Annotated in this window: 21 protein-coding genes; 8 read left to right on the forward strand and 13 right to left on the reverse strand. The window is 72.6% G+C overall.

Annotation, left to right across the window (positions count from 1 at the left end; all coding sequences use genetic code 11):
- Window positions 1-14: 14 nt before the first annotated feature.
- Both aceB and ACY0MR_RS08230 read left to right on the forward strand, forming a co-directional pair.
- Window positions 15-1637: a malate synthase A gene (gene aceB, locus ACY0MR_RS08225; RefSeq protein ID WP_403313948.1), complete on the forward strand. Its 1623-nt coding sequence runs from the start codon at window positions 15-17 to the stop codon at window positions 1635-1637.
- Window positions 1638-1890: 253 nt separating this feature from the next.
- Window positions 1891-3036: a GDSL-type esterase/lipase family protein gene (locus tag ACY0MR_RS08230; RefSeq protein WP_473560019.1), complete on the forward strand. Its 1146-nt coding sequence runs from the start codon at window positions 1891-1893 to the stop codon at window positions 3034-3036.
- Between the two features lie 30 nt (window positions 3037-3066).
- Here the strand turns inward: ACY0MR_RS08230 and ACY0MR_RS08235 are convergent, their stop codons facing one another.
- On the reverse strand, window positions 3067-4878 hold the full coding sequence (locus tag ACY0MR_RS08235; protein ID WP_473560021.1) for a hypothetical protein: 1812 nt from the start codon (window positions 4876-4878) through the stop codon (window positions 3067-3069).
- 58 nt (window positions 4879-4936) lie between these two features.
- Complete coding sequence (locus ACY0MR_RS08240) at window positions 4937-5902, reverse strand: fibronectin type III domain-containing protein (RefSeq protein WP_473560024.1); 966 nt, start codon at window positions 5900-5902, stop codon at window positions 4937-4939.
- A 131-nt stretch (window positions 5903-6033) separates the two neighbouring features.
- On the opposite strand from ACY0MR_RS08240, the gene ACY0MR_RS08245 reads away from it, so the two are divergent.
- Window positions 6034-6624, forward strand: a complete 591-nt coding sequence (locus ACY0MR_RS08245; protein ID WP_388807080.1) for a hypothetical protein — start codon at window positions 6034-6036, stop codon at window positions 6622-6624.
- Between the two features lie 307 nt (window positions 6625-6931).
- On the opposite strand, the gene ACY0MR_RS08250 is transcribed toward ACY0MR_RS08245, so the two are convergent.
- From ACY0MR_RS08250 to ACY0MR_RS08290, 9 genes are all read right to left on the reverse strand, one after another.
- Entirely contained in the window at window positions 6932-7705 is a 774-nt protein-coding gene (locus ACY0MR_RS08250) for an aspartate/glutamate racemase family protein (protein ID WP_392864125.1), read from the reverse strand.
- A 62-nt stretch (window positions 7706-7767) separates the two neighbouring features.
- Window positions 7768-9117, reverse strand: coding sequence for a nucleobase:cation symporter-2 family protein (locus tag ACY0MR_RS08255; protein ID WP_361863593.1), 1350 nt, complete (start codon window positions 9115-9117; stop codon window positions 7768-7770).
- A 386-nt stretch (window positions 9118-9503) separates the two neighbouring features.
- On the reverse strand, window positions 9504-10892 hold the full coding sequence (locus ACY0MR_RS08260) for an 8-oxoguanine deaminase (protein WP_361859492.1): 1389 nt from the start codon (window positions 10890-10892) through the stop codon (window positions 9504-9506).
- Between the two features lie 48 nt (window positions 10893-10940).
- Window positions 10941-12347 (reverse strand): nucleobase:cation symporter-2 family protein, encoded by a 1407-nt coding sequence (locus ACY0MR_RS08265; RefSeq protein WP_388807076.1) that lies wholly within the window; start codon window positions 12345-12347, stop codon window positions 10941-10943.
- Window positions 12348-12414: 67 nt separating this feature from the next.
- Window positions 12415-13338, reverse strand: coding sequence for a factor-independent urate hydroxylase (gene pucL, locus ACY0MR_RS08270; protein ID WP_388807074.1), 924 nt, complete (start codon window positions 13336-13338; stop codon window positions 12415-12417).
- Between the two features lie 5 nt (window positions 13339-13343).
- Window positions 13344-13733: a hydroxyisourate hydrolase gene (gene uraH, locus ACY0MR_RS08275; protein WP_266898335.1), complete on the reverse strand. Its 390-nt coding sequence runs from the start codon at window positions 13731-13733 to the stop codon at window positions 13344-13346.
- Window positions 13730-14245: a 2-oxo-4-hydroxy-4-carboxy-5-ureidoimidazoline decarboxylase gene (gene uraD, locus ACY0MR_RS08280; protein ID WP_361859501.1), complete on the reverse strand. Its 516-nt coding sequence runs from the start codon at window positions 14243-14245 to the stop codon at window positions 13730-13732. The genes uraH and uraD overlap by 4 nt, the downstream gene beginning before the upstream one ends.
- A 155-nt stretch (window positions 14246-14400) precedes the next feature.
- Window positions 14401-14739 carry a helix-turn-helix domain-containing protein gene (locus ACY0MR_RS08285; protein ID WP_388807143.1) on the reverse strand — a complete coding sequence of 113 codons (339 nt, stop codon included), beginning with the start codon at window positions 14737-14739 and terminating at the stop codon, window positions 14401-14403.
- A 44-nt stretch (window positions 14740-14783) separates the two neighbouring features.
- Window positions 14784-15035, reverse strand: coding sequence for a YkoF family thiamine-binding protein (locus ACY0MR_RS08290; RefSeq protein WP_148003012.1), 252 nt, complete (start codon window positions 15033-15035; stop codon window positions 14784-14786).
- 140 nt (window positions 15036-15175) lie between these two features.
- Between ACY0MR_RS08290 and ACY0MR_RS08295 the strand changes: the two genes are divergently transcribed.
- The 4 genes from ACY0MR_RS08295 to ACY0MR_RS08310 all read left to right on the forward strand — a co-directional run bounded on the left by ACY0MR_RS08295 (window position 15176) and on the right by ACY0MR_RS08310 (window position 19892).
- On the forward strand, window positions 15176-16009 hold the full coding sequence (locus ACY0MR_RS08295) for a TIM barrel protein (RefSeq protein ID WP_361859504.1): 834 nt from the start codon (window positions 15176-15178) through the stop codon (window positions 16007-16009).
- 89 nt (window positions 16010-16098) lie between these two features.
- On the forward strand, window positions 16099-16989 hold the full coding sequence (locus tag ACY0MR_RS08300) for a 2-hydroxy-3-oxopropionate reductase (protein WP_388807069.1): 891 nt from the start codon (window positions 16099-16101) through the stop codon (window positions 16987-16989).
- Between the two features lie 188 nt (window positions 16990-17177).
- On the forward strand, window positions 17178-18635 hold the full coding sequence (locus ACY0MR_RS08305) for a catalase (protein ID WP_361859510.1): 1458 nt from the start codon (window positions 17178-17180) through the stop codon (window positions 18633-18635).
- 591 nt (window positions 18636-19226) lie between these two features.
- Complete coding sequence (locus tag ACY0MR_RS08310; protein ID WP_388807067.1) at window positions 19227-19892, forward strand: HNH endonuclease; 666 nt, start codon at window positions 19227-19229, stop codon at window positions 19890-19892.
- Here the strand turns inward: ACY0MR_RS08310 and ACY0MR_RS08315 are convergent.
- Window positions 19828-21048 carry an MFS transporter gene (locus tag ACY0MR_RS08315; RefSeq protein WP_473560030.1) on the reverse strand — a complete coding sequence of 407 codons (1221 nt, stop codon included), beginning with the start codon at window positions 21046-21048 and terminating at the stop codon, window positions 19828-19830. The genes ACY0MR_RS08310 and ACY0MR_RS08315 overlap by 65 nt on opposite strands.
- Window positions 21049-21105: 57 nt before the next feature.
- Between ACY0MR_RS08315 and ACY0MR_RS08320 the strand changes: the two genes are divergently transcribed.
- Complete coding sequence (locus ACY0MR_RS08320; RefSeq protein WP_473560032.1) at window positions 21106-22077, forward strand: ArsR/SmtB family transcription factor; 972 nt, start codon at window positions 21106-21108, stop codon at window positions 22075-22077.
- Window positions 22078-22183: 106 nt separating this feature from the next.
- Here ACY0MR_RS08320 and gcl read toward each other — a convergent pair whose 3' ends face one another.
- A complete protein-coding gene (gene gcl, locus ACY0MR_RS08325) occupies window positions 22184-23971 on the reverse strand; it encodes a glyoxylate carboligase (protein WP_473560034.1) in 1788 nt (595 codons plus the stop codon).
- Between the last annotated feature and the right edge of the window lie 214 nt (window positions 23972-24185).

Raw genomic sequence — 24185 nt, forward strand, 5'->3', positions numbered from 1 at the left:
GGAAGTGACAGTTCATGTCCGCACCAGCGCCGTCCCCCCTGGCCGTCGTCGATGCCGAGCCCCTGCCGCGTCAGGAGGAGGTGCTCACCGAGGCCGCCCTGGCCTTCGTCGCCGAACTGCACCGGCGGTTCACCCCGCGCCGGGACGAGCTCCTCGCCCGCCGGGCGGAGCGCCGCGCCGAGATCGCCCGCACGTCCACCCTCGACTTCCTGCCGGAGACCGCGGCGGTCCGCGCCGACGACTCCTGGAAGGTCGCGCCGGCCCCGGCGGCCCTGAACGACCGCCGTGTCGAGATCACCGGCCCGACCGACCGCAAGATGACGATCAACGCGCTGAACTCGGGCGCGAAGGTCTGGCTCGCCGACTTCGAGGACGCCTCCGCGCCGACCTGGGAGAACGTGGTCCTCGGCCAGCTCAACCTGATCGACGCGTACAGCCGGAAGATCGACTTCACGGACCCGCGCTCGGGCAAGTCGTACGCCCTCAAGCCGGCCGACGAGCTGGCCACGGTCGTCATGCGGCCCCGCGGCTGGCACCTGGAGGAGCGTCACCTCGCCTTCGACGGCCGCCCCGTGCCGGGCGCGCTCGTCGACTTCGGCCTGTACTTCTTCCACAACGCGCAGCGCCTCATCGACCTCGGCAAGGGCCCGTACTTCTACCTGCCGAAGACCGAGTCGCACCTGGAGGCCCGCCTCTGGAACGAGATCTTCGTCTTCGCCCAGGACTACGTCGGCATCCCGCAGGGCACCGTCCGCGCCACGGTCCTCATCGAGACCATCACGGCCGCGTACGAGATGGAGGAGATCCTCTACGAACTCCGCGACCACGCCGCCGGGTTGAACGCGGGTCGCTGGGACTACCTGTTCTCCATCGTCAAGAACTTCCGTGACGGCGGCGCCAAGTTCGTCCTTCCGGACCGCAACGCGGTCACGATGACGGCCCCGTTCATGCGCGCGTACACCGAACTCCTCGTGCGCACCTGCCACAAGCGCGGCGCGCACGCCATCGGCGGCATGGCGGCCTTCATCCCGTCCCGCAAGGACGCCGAGGTCAACAAGGTGGCGTTCGAGAAGGTCAAGGCCGACAAGGACCGCGAGGCCGGCGACGGCTTCGACGGCTCCTGGGTCGCCCACCCGGACCTGGTCCCGATCGCGATGGCCTCCTTCGACGCCGTCCTCGGCGAGAAGCCGAACCAGAAGGACCGCCTCCGCGAGGACGTCTCCGTCGCGGCCGGCGACCTCATCGCGATCGACTCCCTGGACGCCAGTCCCACCTACGACGGCCTCGTGAGCGCCGTCCAGGTCGGCACCCGCTACATCGAGGCGTGGCTGCGCGGCCTCGGCGCCGTCGCCATCTTCAACCTCATGGAGGACGCGGCCACCGCCGAGATCTCCCGCTCGCAGATCTGGCAGTGGATCAACGCCGGCGTGGTCTTCGAGAACGGCCAGAAGGCCACTCCGGAGCTGGCCCGCAAGGTCGCCGCCGAGGAACTGGCCGCGATCCGCGAGGAGATCGGCGAGGAGGCCTTCGCGGCCGGCAAGTGGCAGCAGGCCCACGACCTCCTCCTCCACGTCTCCCTCGACGCGGACTACGCGGACTTCCTGACGCTCCCCGCGTACGAGCAGCTGGTCGGCTGACCTCGGAGCGGTACGGCTGCCCCGACGGCCCGCACAGCGGTCGGACAGCATTCGGACAGGGCCCCGCCCCCGGTGTCGCACAGCACCGGCGGCGGGGCCCTGTCCCCGTTCCGGGTCCTGTGGGGTCACAGGGGACGTGACGCAACCGAGATCTGCAGCTACCTAGCGGTAACAAGCCGGTGGGTGACAGATTCCGCCATGCCACCGGCCGGCGGCTGTCCCCCACGTCACTGCGTACCGCAGGAGCACAGCCATGCCTTCGACCCCCCACCGTGCGCTGCGCGCACTCCTGGCACTGTGTACCGCCGCCGGGCTCGCCTCCGTCGCCGCCCCCACCGCCTCCGCCTCCCCCGGCGCCGGGCCCACCGCCGTCGTCACCATGGGCGACAGCTACATCTCCGGCGAGGCCGGCCGCTGGCAGGGCAACAGCCTTACCAACTCGGGCAACCGCAACGGCACCGACCGGGCCTGGACGGGCAGCGGTTACGACCCGTCCCGGGTGTACGGCGCCACCGCGGGCGGCTGCCACCGCTCCGACACCGCCGAGGTGAAGAGCGCGGGACCGCTCGCGAGCTCCCTGATCAACCTGGCCTGCTCGGGCGCGACGACCGACAACGTCTTCCGTGCCTCGCAGGGCGGTCAGCCCTACAAGGGCGAGGCCCCGCAGGCCGACCAGCTCGCGGCCGTCGCCGCCTCGCACGACGTGGAGCTGATCGCCCTCTCCATCGGCGGCAACGACCTCGGCTTCGCCGACGTCATCGCCACCTGCGCCACCGACTACATCGTCTGGTACTCCTACTGCCACGACGACCAGCAGGCCGCGGTGGACGCGCGGATCGACGGCGTGATGGCGGACGTCGGCCGCTCGGTCGACGAGGTCCGGGCCGTGATGACGGGCGCCGGATACGCCCCCTCCGACTACCGGATCGTCCTGCAGTCCTACCCCTCCCCCATCCCCCGGGCCGCCCAGAACCGGTACGGCGAGAGCGGGTGGACCCGTACGAACACCGGCGGCTGCCCGTTCTGGAACGCCGATGCCGACTGGGCCCGCGACTCCCTCGTCCCGCAGCTCGCCAACCGCCTGAAGGGCGTCGCGGCAGCCAAGGGCGTGCAGTTCATGGACCTGCGGGACGCGCTCCAGGGGCGTGAGGTCTGCGCGAAGGCGAGCCGTCAGGTGACGTCGACGGCGCCGGCGTCGGGGACGACGAGCGAGTGGGCCCGCTGGATCGACAGCCAGAGCACGCAGGGGCTCGTCCAGGAGTCCATGCACCCCAACGCCTACGGCCAGCAGGCCCTGGGCCGCTGCCTGGCCCTGGTCCACGCCCGCCCGACGGGCGACCACCGCTGCCGGAACACGGCGGGGTCGGGTCCGTCGGCGATGTACCTCACGGCGGGGTAGCGACCGAGCGGGCAGGCGCCGAAGCGCCTGCTACGGCGCCAGGCCCAGCGGGCCCAGCACCCGCTCGGCCTCGTGCCGGTCCGCCGCCCGCATGGCCCGTACGAGGGCGGCCGAGCCGCCCGGCCAGGCGGCGGCCGCCGTGTCGAACGCGGCCCGACGGGACTCCAGGGGGCCCTTCTTGGCGGGGAGGGCGTCGAGCACGAACAGCGCGCGCGCCGAGATGCCCACCTGGATCAGATCGGAGGCCTCCCCCCGCGCGCGCAGCGCCTGATGGGCGTACGCGCCGACGACCGGGTCGCGGACGGCTCCGTGGAGCGCCGCGGAGGGGGCCGCCGCGGTGTCGAGGACGGTGAAGAGCCCGCGGGTGGCGGCGGCGTCGGGCGTGCCGGCGTGGACGGTGCCGAGGGCGGCGAGCAGCCGGGACCAGGCGTCGGCGGAGTTCCCGCGCGCGTGGAGCCAGTCGGCGAGCACCCGCGCGGCCACGCAGGCGGGCCAGCCCACGGCGGCGGCCACCGCCTCGGACGCGGACCACGCGCGGGCCTCGGCGGCGTCGGGGGCGGCGATCCCGCGGACCCCGAGGAGGTAGCGGACGACTCCGGCGCCGCGCGGGGTGAGGCCGAAGGCGTCTCCGGTGCGGAAGACCAGCCCCGTGGCGGCGAGCCGGTCGAGGACGGTGGCGAGGTCCCGGGCGGGGTCCTCCAGTCGGGCCCGGTCGGCCTCCGTCAGGTCGGCCGTGCCGAGCAGGCGCGCGAGTTCGGGGACGGGCGGCACCGCGTGCGCGGGACCCGGCGAACCGGCCGCGTCCTCCTCCGGCGGGGCCGGCGGGACGGCCACCGGCAGGTCCTCCACGGCCGGGTCGACGGCCCAGTCCTCGTACTCGGCGGCCTTGCGGGCGACGGACTCGGCCGAGCAGCCGCGCCGGTAGGCCACGTACAGCAGGTGCGGGGCCTCGCCCCCGTAGGGCTCGAACTCCTCCTCGGACAGCTCCTCGACGGCGGTGATGAGGGTGTCCGCGTCCGCCTCGAACGGCCCCGGCTCGACCGCGGGCGGCGGGGGCACGGGGACGGCGATGTCCCCGTAGTGGTCGAGGTGCTCGTCCAGGAGGGCGTCGGCCAGCACGAGGTGGGGGAAGGCGTCGGGGCCGGGGGCGAACCGCGCGTACGGCCCGGCGAGCTGCTCGGAGAGCCCCGCGGCGGTCCACCGGTCCCGCAGGGCGGCGGCGACGTGCCCGACGCCGGTCGCGACGTCGTGGTCGGCGAGCAGCGGCCCGGCGGCGGGCGGCGCCTCGGCGTCGCGGACGTACGCGCGCGTGAGGGCCTCGGCGAGCAGGACGTCGGCGAGGGCGGTGCGCCCCATCAGGTCGGCGCGGTGCACCCCGTCGGGCAGCGGCGCCCCGTCGAGGGCGGCGAGGCGGCGGCGTACGTCCTCGGGGTCGCCGAGGTCGGCACCGCAGGCACGCAGGAGCGAGGCGTACCAGCGGTGCCAGGTCAGGTTCCCGGGATCGGTCATCGCCCGTTCGAAGTCCCCGGTGGCCTCGCGGACGGCCTCGGCGACCCGCTCGCCCCGGTCCCCGTCGAAGCGGGCCGCGAGCCGCCCGACCACGGCGGGGTAGGCGGCGAGCGCTCCGGGCGGCGCGTACACGAACGCGGGCAGGTCCTCGACGAGGAGCCGGCGGACGAGCCCGGGCGTCGGCTCCGGCACGCCCGTCTCCCGGTCGGCCCCGCGGAGGGCGAGGAGTCCGAGGACCGCCTCGGCGGCACGCACGAAGACGGGGTCGCGGCGCTCGGGTGCTCCGTCGAGGAAGCCGTCGAGCCCGGTGTTGGTGAGAACGGTCTCGGCCACGCTTCCCAGGGTAGTTCGGCGGGGGGCGAATCGGACGGAGGACGCGGGCGTCGGGGCGTCAGCGGACCACGACCGTCCGGGAGGCGGAGAAGTCGCCCCAGGTGCCGTCCGGGAGCCGGGCGCGGAGGGTGACGGTGTAGCGGGTGCCCGGCGGGTCCTGGACGGGGAAGGTGTAGGTGGCGCGGCCGGGGGGCGGTTCACCGCCCCAGATGATGGTGGTGGCGAACCGGCCGTTGAGGTGGAGTTCGTGGTGGGTCACCGGGGCGCCGGTGTCCGGCGGGGTCCAGGTGACGGTGATCTCGCCCTTCGTCGCGGTCGCGGTGAGCCCGGTGGGCGCGGTGTTCGCGGGCGCGCCCGGGGCGGCGGCGGTGGTGAGGTCGGCGGGGGCGCTGTCCGGGGAAGAGTTCTCGGCGGCGTCGCGGGCGCGGACGGTGAACGCGTAGGCGGTGCCCGGGCGCAGGCCGGTGACCCGGGTGGTGGTGGCGTCGCCGGGCACGGTGTGGATGCGGACGTCGGCCTGGTAGACGTCGTACGCGGTGACCGCGGTGTCGTCCGCGGACGCGGACCAGCGGAGAGTGGCGGCGCGGCTGCCGGCGGCGGTGGCGCGGAGCGCGCCGGGCGCGGTGGGGGGCGTGCGGTCCTCGGCGGCGGCGCGGAGGGTGGTGGCCGTGACGGTGGGGCTGGGGGGCGAGACGTTGCCGGCGGCGTCCCGGGCGCGGACGGTGAAGCGGTGGGGGGTGGCGGGGGCGAGGCCGACCACGTCGGTCATCAGGGTGGTGGCGGGGAGGTCCTTCACCTTGCGGCCCTCGCGGTAGACGGCGTAGCCGGTGACGGCCCGGTCGTCGGTGGCGGCGCTCCACATGACGTGCACGGTGCTCGCGCTGCCGGCCGTCGCGGTGACGCCGGACGGGACGGTGGGGGCTCTGGTGTCCTTGGCTTCGGGGGCCGCCGGGCCGGCGCAGCCGGCGAGGGCGAGCGTCAGCGTGAGGGCAGTCAACAGGCATGCGGCGAGCGGGCGTTGCACGGGCCGGCCTCCGTCCGTCGGAAAGGTCCAGACCTATATCGCACAGTCGGGCCGAGCAGGGCAAGGGGGCGTTGTCAGTGGGGTGCGCTTCACTGGGGACATCACTCTCCGTAATCGGATCTGGGGGAACCATGACGGACCGTACGACCTATGTGAGCCACGCCGGGGTACGCCGACGGGGCTGGACCGACACGATGGTGCGGGACCTGCTCGGCACGCCCGACGTGCAGGGGCGCGACCCGCGCCGCTGGTCCCCCGCGCCCCTGCGGCTCTACCTGCTGGCCCGGGTCGAGACGGTGGAGCGGACGCCCGAGTTCGCCGGCACGGCGCTCTCGCCGGCCCGCTCCTCGGCCGCCGCGGTGTACGCCGAGCGGCGCAGGGCCGCCGTGCTGGCCGCGGTCCGGGCGGAGCCGATCGAGGTGCCCCGGCTCCCCGGCCCCGAGCTGGAGCGGCGGGCGGTCCGGCACCGGCGGCTCCTGGCGGCGCGGAGCCCCGGGACGGCGCCGCGGGAGGGGGCGGCCGCCGGGGCGCTCGCGCGATGGCAGGTGAGCTACCTCCGGCACGCGCTCGGGCGGTACGAGGCGCTGCTCGACGGCCTCTACGGGGAGACCGGGCGCGGCGAGGCCGAGCGTCTGCTGCGACGGCGCCTGTATGAGGCGATCGCCACCGCTTACCCGGCCCTGGCCCCGGAGTGCCGACGCAGGATCGCGGTGGAGCGATGAGCGGGGGCGGGGGCGGGGGCGGGGCACGGCCGGGCGGGGGTTCGACGGGCGGGCGCCGGGCGGACGGGCGCCGGGCGGGTGGGGCCGGGTGTGGCCGGTGCCGGGCGGGCGGGTGCTGGGCGCGCCGATGTCCGTCGGACAGGGGTCCGTCGGGCCGGTGCCGGGCGAGGGGGGGTTCGACGGGCGGGGGTCCGTGCAGCCGGTGCGGGGCGCGCCTGATTCCGTCGGGCGGAGGTCCATCGGCCAGGGGTCAGGCGGCCCCGTGCCGGGCGGACGGGAGTCCGTCGGGGGCGGGTCGGCGGGGCCGTCAGTCGTCGAGGAGGCGTGTCAGCGTCCGGCACGCCGCGGGGATCGGGGCGACGACGTCGACCGCGCACCGGGCGCGGAGCGCCTCCGCCGCGTCGCCCAGTGGGCCGCCGCCGATGACGACGGCGCGCGCCCCGTCCCGCTCGGCGCAGGCGCGCACCGCGCGTTCCAGCGCGTCGAGGAGCGCCCGCGGGTCGGCGGACAGCCGCTCGGGGTCGCCCGTCGTGAGCCGTATGCCGGTGTACCGGTCGGCGAGTCCCAGCTCCGTCACCCGGGCCGCGACGGCCTCCGCCAGGAGCGGAGTCGTGGTGGCCACGCCGAACGGGGTCCCGCCGGCCGCCGCCTCCCGGAGGGCCGCCTCGCCCAGGCCCACCACGGGCACGTCGGTCGCCGCCCGCAGGGCGGCCAGGCCGGGGTCGCCGAAGGCTCCGACGACGAGGGCCGCGCAGTCACCGCCGGCCGCGGCGCGGAGGCCGGCGGCGAGGACGCCTGGCGCGGCGGCCCGCAGGGCGGCGGGGTCGGTGAGCATGCCCGGACCCCGGTCGGCGGTGACACCGCGGACGGACCGCCCGGAGCCCAGGGCGCGTCGGGCGATCGCGGTCATCATCGCGGTCGTGGCGGCGGAGGTGTTGGGGTTGATCAGGACGATGTGGCCGCCCGCCGGGCCACGCGGGGCGCTTCCCGGCTCGGCTCCGCCGTCGGCCGCGGGCCGGTCCGGCGGGGTGCGGTGGGGCGGCGCCGTGCGGCGCTCCCGTGCCGGCTCGGCACACGGCACGGCCGCCCCGGGCCCCGCGGGGTGCGCGGGGGCCGGGGCGTCCGGTGGGGCGTCGGGCGGGTTCAGTGGACGTGCGCCGCCTTCGCGTCGCGGCTCCCGGAGATCTCCTCGCCGGGCTCCATGGGCGCGGTGACCTCGTCGTCGTCCCGGCCCTTGCCGAGGTGGTTGAAGACCACGTTGAGCAGGACGGCCGCGACACAGCCGGTCGAGATGCCCGAGTCCAGGATGATCTTCGCGGTCTCCGGGAAGGCGTGGTAGAACTCCGGCGCGGTGATCGGGATGATGCCGACGGCCAGCGACACGGCCACGATCAGGACGTTGTTGTCCTTCTCCAGGCCCGCCTTGACCAGGGTCTGGATGCCGCTCGCGGCGACCGAGCCGAAGAGGACGACGCCCGCGCCGCCGAGGACCGGCCGGGGGACGACCGAGATCAGCGAGGCGGCGACCGGCGAGAGGCCCATCAGGACCAGGAAGCCGCCACCGGCGGCGACGACGAAGCGGCTGCGGATCCGGGTCATGGCGACCAGGCCGATGTTCTGCGCGAAGGCGCTGCACATGAAGCCGTTGAAGAGGGGGCTGAGCGCGGAGCCGAGGGTGTCGGCGCGCAGCCCGGCCGCGATGGTCTTCTCGTCGGCGGGCCGTTCGACGATCTCGCCGAGGGCGAGCATGTCGGCTGTCGACTCGGTCATGGAGACCAGCATGACCACGCACATCGAGATGATCGCGGCGAGGGCGAACTGCGGTCCGCCGAAGTGGAACGGCGTCGGGAAGCCGACGATGTCGGCCTCGGTGACCGGGGAGAAGTCGGTGACGCCGAACGGGATGGCGATGACGGTGCCGATGACGAGGCCCAGGAGGACCGCGATCTGCTTGACGAAGCCGCGGGTGAAGCGGCGGAGCAGCAGGACGACGACGAGCGTGATGGCGGCGAGCGAGAGGAACGTGGTCGAACCGTAGTCGTCGGCCGCGGGGTTGGGTCCCTGGGCCCAGCCGAAGGCGACCGGGAGGAGGGACACGCCTATGAGGGTGATGACGGTGCCGGTGACGACGGGCGGGAAGAACCGCACGAGCCGTGAGAACCAGGGGGCGGCGAGGAAGCCGAGGAGTCCGGCGACGATGATCGCGCCGAAGATCACGGGCAGCGCGTCGGCCTTGTCGTCGGTGGTGTCGACGATGGCGAGCATCGGCGCGACGCCGGCGAAGGTGACGCCGTTGACGAAGGGGAGCCGGGCGCCGATCTTCCAGACCCCGAGCGTCTGGAGGAAGGTCGCGAGGCCGGCCGTGAAGAGGCTGGCTCCGGTCAGGAAGGTGAGTTCGGTACCGGAGAGGCCGACGGCCGCTCCGACGATCAGGGGCGGGGCGACCACCCCGGCGTACATGGCGGCGACGTGCTGGAGGCCGCTGGTGAGCATCTTGAGTGGGGGCAGCGTCTCGTCGACCGGATGCGTCTCGCGGTCGTCGGGGGCGGAGCCTGCGGCTTGTGCATTGCGAACCTGGGGCTTGGCGGCCACGGCGGTTCCTCCGGTCGGTTACGCGTCGGCGGCGACGCGGGGTTCAGGGAGGTGGAGCGATGCGGTGCGGGGTGCAGGAGGTGCGGCTCGTTGCGGTGGTGCGGCGCGCGGGGGAGCACGCGGCGCGGGAGCGGGTGCCCGGTGGGGGGCGGGTGGGCGTCACCGTCCCGGGAGGCGCCGTACGTCTTCTGCGTACGGCACCTCCCGGTCGGGCTGCCGCGGACCCCGCTCGGGTCCGCGGCGACCTGCCGAGGGCCGTCCCCCTCGGCAGGACTCCGTGGGGAGGGTCAGCCCTGGGCCGCGATGCGGGCCAGGCGCTGCGCCTCCGCGCGCGCGTCACGCGCGATGGCGTCCTCGTCGACGGTCAGCAGGCGGTCGTTCTCGACGATCTGCTTGCCGTTGACGAAGGAGGCCGTGACCGGGGCCGCCGCGCCGAAGACGATGGCGGTGACCGGGTCGGCGATGGTCGAGTGGCCGAGGCCGTCGATCTTCCACAGGACGAAGTCGGCGAGCTTGCCGGCTTCGAGGGAGCCGATGTTGTCGGCGCGGCCGAGGACCTGCGCGCCGCCGTAGGTGCCGAGGCGCAGGGCCTGACGGGCGTTGAGCGCGGCCTCGCGGTGGGCGCCGAGGCGGTTGATGAGGAGCGCGTTGCGCAGCTCGGTGTGGAGCTCGCCCGACTCGTTGGAGGCGGTGCCGTCGACGCCGAGGCCGACGGGTACGCCCGCCTTCAGCATGTCGGGGACGCGGGCGATGCCGGCGGCGAGGCGCGCGTTGGAGGAGGGGCAGTGGGCCACACCGGTCTTGGTGCGGGCGAAGGCGGCGATGTCGGAGTCGTTCATGTGGACGCAGTGCGCCATCCACACGTCCTCGCCGAGGAAGCCGGTGGACTCGAAGTAGTCCGTCGGGCCCATGCCGAAGAGCTCGTGGCAGAACTTCTCCTCCTCCACGGTCTCCGAGCCGTGCGTGTGCATGCGCACACCGAGGCGGCGGCCGAGCGCGGCGCCCTCGCGGAGGAGCTCGGTGGAGATCGAGAAGGGGGAGCAGGGGGCGACGGCGACCTGGGTCATCGCGTCGAAGGAGGCGTCGTGGTACTTCTTCACCGTCTCCTCGGTCGCGGCGAGCGCGCCCTCGGTCGTCTCGACGGCGAAGTCCGGCGGCAGGCCGCCGTCCTTCTCGCTGCGGTCCATGGAACCGCGGGCGAGGGTGAAGCGGACGCCCATCTCGGAGGCGGCGCCGATGATGGCACCCGACAGGTCGCCGGAGTTCACCGGGTACACGTAGTGGTGGTCCATGGCGGTCGTGACACCGCCGCGGGCCATCATGGCCAGCGAGCCCTGCGCCGCGGCGCGCACCATCTGCTCGTCGATCCGCGCCCAGGTCGGGTAGAGGGCGACGAGCCAGTTGAAGAGGTTGTGGTCGGTCGCCAGGCCCCGGGTGATCCACTGGTAGAAGTGGTGGTGGGTGTTGACGAGACCGGGCGTGACGAGATGGCCGGTGGCGTCGATGCGCCGGACCACGTTCTCCAGGCCCTCGGGAGCCTTGCCGGCGCCGATGGACTCGATCTTGTTGTCCGCGACGACGAGGTAGCCGGAGGCGTACTCGGTGTCGTTCGCGTCGACGGTAGCGATCGCCGCGTTCTCGATGACGATGCGCTGGGCTGCCGAAGGTGCTGCCATGGCGGTGCTTCCTTCATTCCTCGGGGATGGTGTGGGCACGGCAGGACCCTAGGAGGATTTGAGTGCCGGGGCCGCGTGACGGCTCCGGGTGCCGAGATGGTGGAAGAACAGGTTCAGCAGGACGGCGACGAGTGCGCCGGCGCTGATGCCGGAGCCGAGCACGGTCTGCGCCCAGGCGGGGAAGTCGGCGTAGAAGGTGGGCGCGGCGAGCGGGATGATGCCCGCTCCGAGCGCGACCGCCACCAGGATGATGTTGGAGCTGTCGTCGAGGCCGGCTTCCGACAGGGTACGGATGCCGCTGACCGCGATCGAGCCGAAGAGGACGATGCCGGCACCGCCGAGGACGGGCATCGGGACCATGGAGACGACCGCGCCGAGGACCGGGAAGGCGCCGAGGACCAGCAGGGCGCCGCCGGCGACGGCGACGACGTACCGGGAGCGCACCCGGGTCAGCGAGACGACGCCGACGTTCTGGGCGAAGGCGGAGGTCGGGAAGCCGCCGAAGACGGGGCCGATCAGGGTGGCGATGCCGTCGGTGCGCAGTCCGCGGGTGATGGTCCGGCCGTCGCTGCGCCGGTCGCAGATCTCGCCGAGGGCGAGCATGCCGGCGCTGGACTCGGTCATCAGGACCAGCATCACGATGCACAGGGAGAGGATCGCGGCGGGCTGGAACTCGGGCGTGCCGAAGGCGAAGGGGGCGGGCAGGGCCGCGACGGGGGCCTCGCGCAGGGCGGTGAAGTCGGCCATCCCGAAGGGGATCGCGGCGAGGGTGCCGATGAAGAGGCCGAGCAGCAGGGCGATCTGCTTGACGAAGCCCTTGCCGAAGCGCTGGAAGAGCAGGATGACGACGAGGGTGAACGCCGCGAGGGCCAGGTACTTCATGGCGCCGAAGTCGGCGGCGGTCCGGTCGCCGCCCTGCGCCCAACCCACGGGCACGGGCATCAGGGTGACCCCGATGAGGGTGATGACGACGCCGGTGACGAGCGGCGGGAAGAAGCGCAGGAGCCTGCCGAAGAAGGGGCCGACGGCGAGGCAGAACACTCCGGCGACCATCACCGCGCCGTAGATGGCGGGGAGTTCGTGGCCAGGAGCGCTGGTCTCGGCGATGGCGAGCATCGGCGCGATGCCGGCGGAGGAGGCGGCGTTGACGAAGGGGAGCCGGTTGCCGGCGAAGCCCGCGACGCCGAGGGTCTGCAGGATGGTGGCACAGCCGGCGATGAGCAGGCTGGCGGCGATGAGCCGGGTCATCCCGGCGGCGTCGAGGCCGACGGCCTGGCCGATGATGAGCGGAGGGGTGACGACGCCGGCGTACATGGCGGCGATGTGCTGGAGCGCCGCGGGGACGAGCCGCGAGGCGGGAAGCTTTTCGTCCACCGGGTGGACCCCGTGGGTCGTGTCCGGCGGGGTGGAACACGGGCCTTCGGCGGATGCCGGCCCCTTTGCTGGCTGTGCCATGGGAATCCCTCCGGTCCGGTCCGGCCCCCGCCCGACTGCGGGCGGGGGCCGGTCACTCGGACGCCGCTTAGAGGTTGGTCATGTCGACCGGGATCTGCGCCGTGGCGCCGTCGCGGAGGACGGTGGCCTCGATGAGGCCGTACATGCGGTCGGCGGCGTAGTAGACCTCGTTGTCGTTCTTGAGGCCGAAGGGCTCGAGGTCGACCAGGAAGTGGTGCTTGTTCGGGAGCGAGAAGCGGACTTCGTCGATCTCCGAGCGGTGGTTGATGATGCGCGTGGCCATCTGGTACAGCGTCTGCTGGAGGGAGTACGAGTACGTCTCCGAGAAGGCCTCGAGCATGTGCTTCTTGGTCTGCTCGTAGGACCGCTCCCAGTTGGGCATGCGCTGCTCGTCGTCGGTCCAGTTGAACCGCCAGCGGGCGGACACCTGCGTGGCCAGGATGCGGTCGTACGCCTCCTGGAGCGTCGTGTACTGGTCCTTGATGTAGCCCCAGAACTCCGAGTTGGTGGAGTTCATGACGACGAGGTCCTTGAGGCCGGAGATGACCTCCCAGCGGGAGCCGTCGTACGTGATCTGGGTGACGCGGGTCTCCTGGCCCTTGCGGGCGAAGGAGTGGTTGACCTCGTCGGCGCCGATGAACTTGGAGTTGGCCTCGGAGGAGGCGATGCGCTCCCAGGCGTACTCCTCGATCCGGATGCGCGCCTGCTTGATCGGCTCCTGGCTCGACACGAAGTGGCGGGCGAGGTGGATGCCGAACTGCTCGGCGGACTCGATGCCGTACTCCTTGGCGAACGCGAAGACGGTGTTCTTCGTCGTGTCGGTGGGGAGGCAGTGGGCGTTGGAGCCGGTGAGGTGGACGTCGTCGAGGTCGCCGGAGAGGGCGACGGAGACGTTGAGGTCCTTGATGTGGTGGGTGTCGCCGTCCCGCGTGATCTTGACGACGCGGTTCTCTGCTTTGCCGTACTGGTTCTGGCCGAGAATCGTGGGCATGTCTGCTAGCTCCCTCGGTATACGGAGTAGCCGAACGGGTTGAGCAGCAGCGGTACGTGGTAGTGCTCGCCCGGCGTGACGGCGAACGTGATCGCCACCTCCGGGAAGAACGCACCGCTGTCCCTTACGCGGGGGGCGTCCTGCTGCGCCTCGGCTTGCTTCTTGGAGAAGTACGTCTCGACCTCGAAGTCGAGACGGACGTGGGTGGTGCCCTCCGGCAGTGCCGGCAGGTCCTTGCAGCGCCCGTCCGCGTCGGTGGCGGAGCCGCCGAGCGCGACCCACTCCGCGTCGGAGCCGCTGCGGGCCGCGAGCGTGATGGCGACGCCCTCGGCGGGGCGGCCGATGCTGGTGTCCAGGATGTGGGTGGACACCGAGGCCGTGGTGTCGGTGCTCATGCGGAGCTCTCTTCCTCTGCGAGTCGGGTCAGCCGGATGCGGTTGATCTTGCCCAGTTCGGTGCGGACGATCTCCCGCTCCTCCTCGGGCGAGTTCTCGATCCGCTTCCGGAGCGCGTCGCGCATCTGCTCACCGGTCAGGCCGGTGGCGCAGATCAGGAAGACGTGTCCGAACGAGTCCTGGTAGGCCAGGTTGAGTTCGAGCATCTCGGCCTTGAGCTCCGCGGAGGCGCCGGCCATCCCGCTCTGTTCGCGGGAGGAGGTCGGGTCCCCGGCCTTCGGACGACCGATCGGCGGGTGCCCCGCCATCGCCTCGGCAAGGTCCTCGGCGGTCAGCTCGGCCATGGCGGCGTCGCTGGCGAGGAAGAGAGCCTCGGCGGTGGAGTACGGGCGCTGGGCGAGGATCTTGCTCCCCCACGCCGAACTGGAACACACCTCGTGGAGCGCGGCGAGGGCCTCGCTGTCCGCGGATGTGTTGAACCGGGTGAGGCCCGGTGTCGTACCTGAAGTCACGGGAAGCCTCCGTGGCTGTTTTTCGCTGTGCGTCGGACGGGCTGCGGATAGCTAACGCCCTCCGCAACACAACGTCAACACTTTGTTGAAAACTCGGCCACGCAAAAGCCGTCGTCCCGACATCCGGACGACGGCTTTGGGTCACGCATGATCAACTACTCGGCCTTGGCGGCCTTTTCCCTGCTCAGGGCGGTCTCCCTGTTGAGGTAGTTGTACACGGTGAAGCGGCTGACACCCAGTGCCCCCGCCACCGTCTCCACCCCGTGGCGCACCGCGAAGGCCCCGCGGGCCTCCAGCAGGCGGACGGCCTCCTGCTTGGCCTTGCGGTCCAGATCGGCCAGCGGCATCCCGTGCCGCCGCTCCATCGCCGCGAGGATGTGGTCGAGGGAGTCGGAGAGCTGGGGCAGCCGTACGGCGAGCACGTCCTCCCCCTCCCAGGACAGGACGACGTCGTCCGCCTCCGCCTGCGCGGGGACGAGCAGCTCGGCGCCCATGGCGTCGACCAGCGGCTTCACGGCAGCGACCAACGGGTGATCGTTCACTTCTCGCCCTCCCCGAGCACATTGACCTGGAGCGAGACTCGGGTGGCGCCGGCCGCGAGCGACTGGCGCAGCAGGGCGTCGACGGCGGTGAGCACCGCGTCGGCACCCCCCTCCGCCGTGTTGCCGAAGGGGCCGACGTCCACCGCGTCGAGCTCCGCCGACTGGATGACCTCACGGGCCACGACCGCGTGCGCCGGGGCCTCGTCGAGGTCGAACGGCTCGGTCGTGAACTCCACTCTCAAACGCACCATGGCCCCACGCTACGGCCCCGCGGGGGCCTACGGGAGCCCCGGACCTGCGGGGACCTCTTGACAAGCACCTCCCACGCCTTGCAACATTCCGTCAGACAGAAACTTACTTCCGCGATACGGAAGGAGCGCCGCCCCTCATGGGATACACGGACCAGCGCTTCGATGTGAACCTGTCGATCCTCTTCACGGAACTCCCGCTCCTGGAGCGCCCCGCGGCCGCCGCCGCGGCGGGCTTCACCGCGGTCGAGCTGTGGTGGCCCTGGATCGACACCGCCACCCCCGAGCAGAGCGAGCTCGACGCCCTCAAGAAGGCTCTTGAGGACGCCGGCACCCAGCTGGTGGGCCTGAACTTCTACGCCGGGCAGCTGCCCGGCCCCGACCGCGGAGCCCTCTCCGTGCCCGGCGAGGAGTCGGACCGCTTCCGCGCCAACATCGAGGTCGCCGCCGACTTCGCCGCCTCGGTCGGCTGCAAGGCGCTCAACGCGCTCTACGGCAACCGCGTCGAGGGCGTCGACCCCCAGGTCCAGGACGCCCTCGCCCTGGAGAACCTGGTCCTGGCGGCCCGCGCGGCCGACCGGATCGGCGCGATCCTCCTCGTCGAGACCCTCAACAAGCCGGAGTCGCCGCTCTACCCGCTGGTGAGCGCCCCCTCCGCGATCGAGGTCATCGACAAGGTCAACGAGGCGACCGGGCTCGGCAACGCCAAGTTCCTCCTCGACATCTACCACCTGTCGATGAACGGCGAGGACGTCGGCCGGGTCATCGCGGAGTACGCGGCCAAGACCGGCCACGTCCAGATCGCGGACAACCCGGGCCGCGGCGCGCCGGGCACCGGCGACCTGCCGCTGGAGCAGCTCCTCGACGAGCTGAAGAAGGCCGGGTACGAGGGCTGGATCGGCCTGGAGTACAAGGCCGCCGACGCCGCCGCGTCCTTCGAGTGGCTTCCGGCCGAGGCCCGCCCGGCCCGCTGAGCGGACACCCCCGAGCGCCGGCCTCCGGGCCGGCGGCCCTCCCGCTCCGCGACCCTCCCCCGTACGACCAGTATTCGAGAGGCACCCTCATGAGCAACCTTCCCAAGATCGCCTGGATCGGCCTCGGCATCATGGGCTCCCCCATGTCCGAGAACCTGATCAAGGCCGGTTACTCGGTCACCGGCTTCACCCTGGAGCAGGACAAGCTGGACCGGCTCGCCAAGGCCGGCGGCACCTCCGCCGCCTCGATCGCCGAGGCCGTCAAGGACGCCGACGTGATCGTCACGATGGTGCCCGCCTCCCCCCAGGTCGAGGCCATCGCCTACGGCCCGGACGGCATCCTGGAGAACGCCAAGCAGGGCGCGCTCATCGTCGACATGTCGTCGATCACCCCGCAGACCTCCGTGGACCTGGCGAAGAACGCCAAGGAGAAGGGCATCCGCGTCATCGACGCGCCCGTCTCCGGCGGCGAGGCCGGCGCCATCGAGGCCGTGCTCTCGATCATGGTCGGCGGCGAGCAGGCCGACTTCGACGAGGCCCTCCCGATCCTGGAGGCCCTCGGCAAGACCATCGTGCTCTGCGGCCCGCACGGCTCCGGCCAGACGGTGAAGGCGGCCAACCAGCTGATCGTCGCGGTCAACATCCAGGCCTGCGCCGAGGCCGTGGTCTTCCTGGAGAAGTCCGGTGTGGACCTCCAGGCCGCCCTCGACGTCCTCAACGGCGGTCTGGCCGGCTCGACCGTGCTGACCCGCAAGAAGGACAACTTCCTGAACCGGGACTTCAAGCCCGGCTTCCGCATCGACCTGCACCACAAGGACATGGGCATCGTCACCGACGCCGCCCGCAACGTCGGTGCGGCCCTCCCGGTCGGCGCGGTCGTCGCCCAGCTCGTGGCCTCGCTGCGCGCCCAGGGTGACGGCGGCCTGGACCACTCGGCCCTGCTGCGCGCCGTCGAGCGCCTCTCCGGCCAGCAGGTCTGACCCCGCGCCCCCGCCCGCGGGGGCCCCAGATTTCCGGTCGGCGGCGGCGCTGACAACTGTCCTGTCGCGCCCAGGCGCCGCCGCCGACCGGAACACCACACTTCATTTTCAACAAACTGTTGACGCCACGTTCGAGCCGAATTTACGCTCCTCGCACCGTCACCAGAGCTCCCGTACGGAAGGTCACGATGTCGAAGCGCGTGCTTACGACCGAGTCCGGCGCCCCCGTCGCCGACAACCAGAACTCCGCCACCGCCGGCGTCGGTGGCCCTCTCCTCCTCCAGGACCAGCACCTGCTGGAGAAGCTCGCGCGCTTCAACCGTGAGCGGATCCCGGAGCGCGTGGTGCACGCCCGCGGCTCCGGCGCGTACGGGTACTTCGAGGTGACCGACGACGTCACGGGCTTCACCAAGGCGAACTTCCTCGGCGAGGTCGGCAGGAAGACCGAGACGTTCATCCGGTTCTCCACCGTGGCCGACTCCCTCGGCGGCGCGGACGCCGTCCGCGACCCCCGCGGCTTCGCCCTGAAGTTCTACACCGAAGAGGGCAACTACGACCTCGTCGGCAACAACACCCCGGTGTTCTTCATCAAGGACCCGATCAAGTTCCCCGACTTCATCCACTCCCAGAAGCGCGACCCCTTCACGGGCAAGCAGGAGCCGGACAACGTCTGGGACTTCTGGGCGCACGCCCCCGAGGCCACCCACCAGATCACCTGGCTCATGGGCGACCGCGGCATCCCCGCCTCGTACCGCCACATGAACGGCTACGGCTCGCACACCTACCAGTGGACCAACGAGGCGGGCGAGGCCTTCTTCGTCAAGTACCACTTCAAGACGAACCAGGGCATCCGCAGCCTCTCCGCCGACCAGGCCGCCGAGCTCGTCGGCCAGGACGCGAACTCGCACCAGACGGACCTGCTGCAGGCCATCGAGCGGGGCGTGAACCCCTCCTGGACCCTGTACGTCCAGGTGATGCCGGCCGCCGAGGCCGCGGAGTACCGCTTCAACCCGTTCGACCTCACCAAGGTGTGGCCGCACAGCGACTACCCGCTGCAGCGCGTGGGCCGCCTGGTCCTCGACCGCAACCCGGACAACGTCTTCGCCGAGGTCGAGCAGGCCGCGTTCTCCCCGAACAACTTCGTCCCGGGCATCGGCCCCTCGCCGGACAAGATGCTCCAGGGCCGCCTCTTCGCCTACGCCGACGCCCACCGCTACCGCCTCGGTGTCAACCACACCCAGCTCGCGGTGAACGCCCCGAAGGCGACCGTCGCCGAGAACTACGGCCGGGACGGCGCCATGGCCACCCGCCAGGGCTCGCGCTACGACAAGAACTACGAGCCCAACTCGTACCAGGGCCCGGCCCAGACCGACGCGGCGCTCTCCGCCCCGCTCGCGATCCACGGCTGGACCGGCACCCACGAGGCGCCGCAGCACACCAAGGACGACGACTTCTTCCAGGCCGGCGAGCTCTACCGCCTGATGTCCGAGGACGAGAAGAAGCGCCTGATCGCCAACATCGCCGGCGGTCTGTCCCAGGTGTCCCGCGAGGACGTCATCGAGAAGAACCTCGCGCACTTCGCCGCCGCCGACGCGGACTACGGCAAGCGCGTGGCCGAGGCCGTCGAAGCCCTGCGCCAGGACTGACGGCCGACAGCACCCAGACTGCGTACGGCACCTGACGGGAGGTCAGTGTCGTACGTGGTCCGGATCGCCGACCCGGATGAGGGGTGGCCGGTGATCCGGACAAGCGTGAGGACCGCGGCGGCGCCGAGCCAGTGCGGTGGTAAGGGCGCCGGTCCCCCTTCTTGACCTGAAAGAAGGGGACCACCGGCCGCCCGTCGGCACCGCCGCGGTCCCAACGCCCTCCCGAGGAGTCCCCGAACGGATCCCTCCGGAGGAACCCTCCAGACTCCGCCCGGCGGCGCGAACGTCCTGTCGCGCCAGCCTCGTGCCGTCGGGCGGTCACAAGCCGGAGAGCGCGGAACCAGGTTTACGGTCCCTGGTTCCGCGCTCTTCTTCGTGTCCGCGCCACGCCGCGGCGACGTTCCCGGTCCGCCGGACCGGGAACGTCGCCCGGTCCGGCGGCCGCAGCACGCCGCCCGGGTCCCGGGCCCTCCGCGCCCTTCGGGTGCTCGGCCCAGCGCATCGTTTCTGCGGTGAACATCCGCACCCGCTCGGGGGAGCGCCCCGCGATGCGGCCCCACCGCACCCGCCGCCGGCGCTATCCACTCGTACATGATCAAGAACGTGCTGCGCGGGCTCACCCCGCTCGCCCTCGTCCTCTCCCCGCTCGCCGTCCCCTCCCCCGCCCTCTCCGCGAACGTCGTGATGCTGCCCGACGCGCTGGCCGGGCTCACCGAGGCGGCCGAGGCCCCGGACGGCTTCACGGCGGGCGCCTTCCCCCACTGGAACGCCGGCCTCGACCCGGCGGACGGCTGCGACACGCGCTCCGAGGTCCTGCTCGCCGAGGCCGTCGACGCCCCCGCGACCGGGCCCGGCTGCGCGCTGACCGGCGGACGCTGGACCTCCCCCTACGACGGCCAGGGCGTCTCCGACCCGGCGGCGCTCCGGGTCGACCACCTGGTGCCGCTCGCGGAGGCCTGGGAGTCCGGGGCCGCCGGCTGGACCGCGGACCGGCGCGAGCGCTTCGCCAACGACCAGGGCGCCCCCGCGACCCTCGTCGCCGTCACCGCCCGCAGCCTCCGGGACAGGGCGGGCCGGGACCCGGCCGACTGGGTCCCCGCGGACGCCGCGCGGTACTGCCGCTACGTCGGGGACTGGGTGGCGACGAAGCTGCGCTGGGGCCTGTCCGCCGACAAGGACGAGGTGGAGGCGCTCAAGCTGTTCGCCGACGGTCCCTGCGAGGAGACGGTCGTGATCCGTTCGTCGGCGTCCCGCTGACCGCCGGACGCTCGGCCCGCGCCAGCGCGCAGGTGACGGCGAGCGAGGCGAGGGCGAGCAGCACCATCCCGGTGCGCGGCGACGTGAACTGGGCGAGGGTGCCGGCGAGCGCCGCGCTCACCCCCTGCAGCGCGAGCATCCCCGAGGCGTGGAGCCCGAGGGCGTGACCGCCCAGTTCCTCCGGCACCAGGGACGTCAGCCGTTCCTGGTGCAGGAGGCTCGCCGCGTACCCGGTCGCCGACACCGTCACCGCCAGGAGCGCGAGCGGGAACGCCGGATCCAGCAGGAACAGCAGGAACGGGGCCGCCAGCAGGGCCTGCAGCGGGAAGCGGATCCGCTCGCGCAGCCGGGCCGGCAGGAAGCGGCCGACGGCCGTGTCCCCCGCCAGCATCCCGAAGGCCGCGCAGGCGAAGAGGACACCGGCGCGCTCGGGGTCGTACGGCACGAAGAGGGACTCGCAGCCCACGACCAGCCCGTTGGGCACCCACAGGGCCAGGTAGGCCCGGCGCCGCGCCGGCGGGGACAGCAGCAGACGGTTGGTGCGCCAGGTCTCGCCGACCGAGGGCCGGCCCGCCGCGCGGGGCGGGCGCGCCCCGAGGCCCGTGCGGGCGAGGACCGCGGCCGCGAGGTAGAGGCCCGCGCCGGCGAGGACCGCGCCGCGCGGGGACAGCAGGGCGATCAGGGCGCCGCCGGTCGCGAACCCGCCGATCTGGCACACGCCGACGGCCATGTTCACGACCGAGCGGCCGAGCAGGAAGTGCTCCCGGGCGAGGATCTCGTGCAGGAGGCCGTACCGCACGCCGCCGCCGAGCGAGGCCGCGAGCCCCTCGGCGAACAGGACGGCGAAGACCGCCCAGGCCGGCAGCCCGGGGACGGCGAGGACGGCGGTGCCCAGGGCGAAGAAGAGCGCGATCCCGGCGATCGCGGCGCGCGGCGGCAGCCGGTCGGCGGCCGAGAGCAGGGTGGTCGCGCCGACCAGCTGGGCGAGCGAGGGCCCGAAGAGCGCCAGGGCGGAGAGGAGCGGGGAGCCGGTCGCGCGGTACACGAGGGTGGCGAGCCCGAGTCCGGCGATCGTCTGGGCGGCGGTGTGCGCGGCGCCGGTGAGGAAGAGCGGGGTGAACTCGGGCGTGCGGAAGAGGACGCGGTAGCGGGGCATGCGGGGAGTCTCCGCGGGCCTCCCGGTGCTCGGTACTGTTTCGCGGGGAGGCGAAACATGGGCTGGTGGCGGATCGGCACGGACACCCTGGCGGGCAGCGCGTTCCTGCTCTCGCCGCTCGCCGAGACGGTCGCGTCGCTCAAGACGCTGCACGCCGGGGCGTCCACGCACCCGGGCGAGCGGTCCTGGTTCCGGCGCCATCTGCCCGCCTACCGGGAGCGGTTGGCGGCCGAGCCGCTCGACGCGCTGCTGGTGCGGGCGGCCATCGGGCGCACCTGGAACGCCGACTTCCTCACGCCCACGCCTCCGGGGGACCGCGAGCGGTCCTTCGAGGAGGAGGTCGCGGCCGTCCTCGCGACCGAACCTGCGGCCGCGGTCGACCAGTTGGCGGTGGCGATCGGCGGGCCGGTGCCGGAGCCGCTGCGCTCGGCACGCGATCTGCCGGCGCGGCTCGCGGCCGTGCTCGGCTGGGTGTGGCGGGAGATGGTGCTGCCGGACTGGGCGCGCCGGCGGCGGATCCTGGAGGCCGACGTGACGGCGCGGACGGCGCGGTTGAGCCGGGACGGCTGGGCCGCGGCGCTGGACGAGCTGTGCCCGGGCAAGATGCGCTGGCTGGGCGACGGGCGGCTCCAGGTCAACGACCGTGACTATCCCGCGCGGACGCTCGTCCGGGGGCGGCTGCTCCTCGTCCCGGTGACGCCGATGACCGGCTGGGTGTCCTGGGAGGGTGCGGAGCGGAGCGCGATCGTCTATCCCTGCGCGGGAGTTCTGTCCGACGCGGCGGGAACGGTGGTGCCCGAGGCGCTCGGGACGCTGCTCGGCACGGCGCGGGCCGGGGTGCTCGTACGGCTCGGATCCCCCTTGTCACCGAGCCAGTTGGTGGCCCTCACCGGACAGGGCCTCGGCTCGGTGGGCCGGCATCTGAGGGTGCTGCTCGACGCCGGGCTCGTGCGCCGGGGCCGGGCGGGCCGGTCCGTGCTGTACGAGTGGACGGAGGCGGGCGCGGTGCTGGTGCGGGCCCAGCGCTGAGCCGCGGGGCCCGGCCGCGTCGTACGGTCCCGGTGGCCGGACGTGCGGAGACCCCCGCCCCGGTGCTCCTCGGGGCGGGGGTCGGTCCCTCCGGAGAGGGGGACGATCAGACCTGGAGGGCCTTGATCGCGGTCGGCGCGTGACCGGGCTCGGTGGCCAGGTCCTCGAACTCGGTGACATCGCTCATGTCGACCGTCTTGCTCATCGCGATGTTGGTGATGCGCTCCAGGATGGCCTCGACGACGACCGGGACCTGGTGCTCGACGGCCAGCTTCTTGGCCTGCTCGAACGCCTCGCCCAGCTTGTCGGGGTCGGTGACGCGGATCGCCTTGACGCCCAGGCCCTCGGCGACCTTGACGTGGTCGACGCCGTAGACGCCGATCTCCGGGGTGTTGATGTTCTCGAACTCGAGGTTGACCTCGAAGTTGATGCCCAGGCCGCCCTGCGCCTGACGGATCAGACCGAGGTAGGCGTTGTTCACGAGGACGTGGACGTAGGGGACCTTGTGCTGGGCGGCGACCGCCAGCTCCTCGATCATGAACTGGAAGTCGTAGTCGCCGGAGAGGGCGACGACCGGGGTGTCCGGCTGCGCGGTGGCGGCGCCGATGGCGGCCGGGATGGTCCAGCCGAGCGGGCCGGCCTGGCCGCAGTTGATCCAGTGGCGCGGCTTGTAGACGTGCAGGAACTGGGCCGCGGCGATCTGCGAGAGGCCGATGGTGGTGACGTAGCGGGTCTCCGGGCCGAAGGCCTTGTTCATCTCCTCGTAGACGCGCTGCGGCTTCAGGGGGATGTTGTCGAAGTGCGTACGGCGCTGCAGGGTCGCCTTGCGCTCCTGCGCGGAGGCGGCCCAGGCCGAGAAGTCGGGGAGCCGGCCGGTGGCCTTCCACTCCTTGGCGATCTCGATGAAGAGCTCCAGCGCGGCCTTGGCGTCGGAGGCGATGCCGTAGTCCGGGGCGAAGATCTTGCCGAGCTGCGTGGGCTCGATGTCGACGTGGACGAACTTCCGGCCCTTGGTGTAGGCGTCCAGGTTGTAACCGGTGTGGCGGTTGGCCCAGCGGTTGCCGATGCCGATGACGGTGTCGGACTCCAGGAAGGTCGCGTTGCCGTAGCGGTGCGCCGTCTGGACGCCGACCATGCCGGCGGCCAGCTCGTGGTCGTCCGGGATGGTGCCCCAGCCCATCAGGGTGGAGATGACCGGGATGCCGGTGAGCTCGGCGAACTCGACGAGCAGGTCGGTGGCGTCGGCGTTGATGATGCCGCCGCCGGCGACGATCAGCGGGCGCTCGGCCTCCAGGAGGAAGCCGAGGGCCTTCTCGGCCTGGGCGCGGGTGGCGCGCGGCTTGTAGACCGGCAGCGGCTCGTAGGTCTCCGGGTCGAACTCGATCTCGGTCAGCTGGACGTCGATCGGCAGGTCGATGAGGACCGGGCCGGGACGGCCGGAGCGCATCAGGTGGAAGGCCTGCTGGAAGACGCCGGGGACCTGCGCGGCCTCCAGGACGGTGGTCGCGGCCTTGGTGACGGGCTTGGCGATCGAGGCGATGTCGACGGCCTGGAAGTCCTCCTTGTGGAGCTTCGAGACCGGGGCCTGGCCGGTGATGCACAGGATCGGGATCGAGTCGGCGATCGCCGAGTACAGGCCGGTGATCATGTCGGTGCCGGCCGGGCCGGAGGTGCCGATGCAGACACCGATGTTGCCGGCCTTGGCCCGGGTGTAGCCCTCGGCCATGTGGGACGCGCCCTCGACGTGGCGGGCCAGCGTGTGGCCGATGCCGCCCACGTTCTTGAGCTCGCGGTAGAAGGGGTTGATCGCCGCGCCGGGCACGCCGAACGCGGTGGTGACGCCTTCGCGCTTGAGGATCTCAACGGCCGCTGCGGCGGCGGTCATACGAGGCATGGGAGTGCTCCTGCTTCGGCCGGGCGGATCCAAGCCCACCGGTCGGCTCGAAAGCCCGGAGCGACTTGTTTCCGTAATGCGGAAATGCTGTTCTGCTATACGGAAGCAATGTAGGTCGGGGTCCGGAGAGCCGTCAAGAGAAGTCCGACCGTCGGGATACGGGGAAGTGGCCGAACACCTCCCCCCGGGGCGTCCGTCGGGTGGACGATGGGAC

This window comes from Streptomyces sp. JN8 (assembly GCF_055808075.1).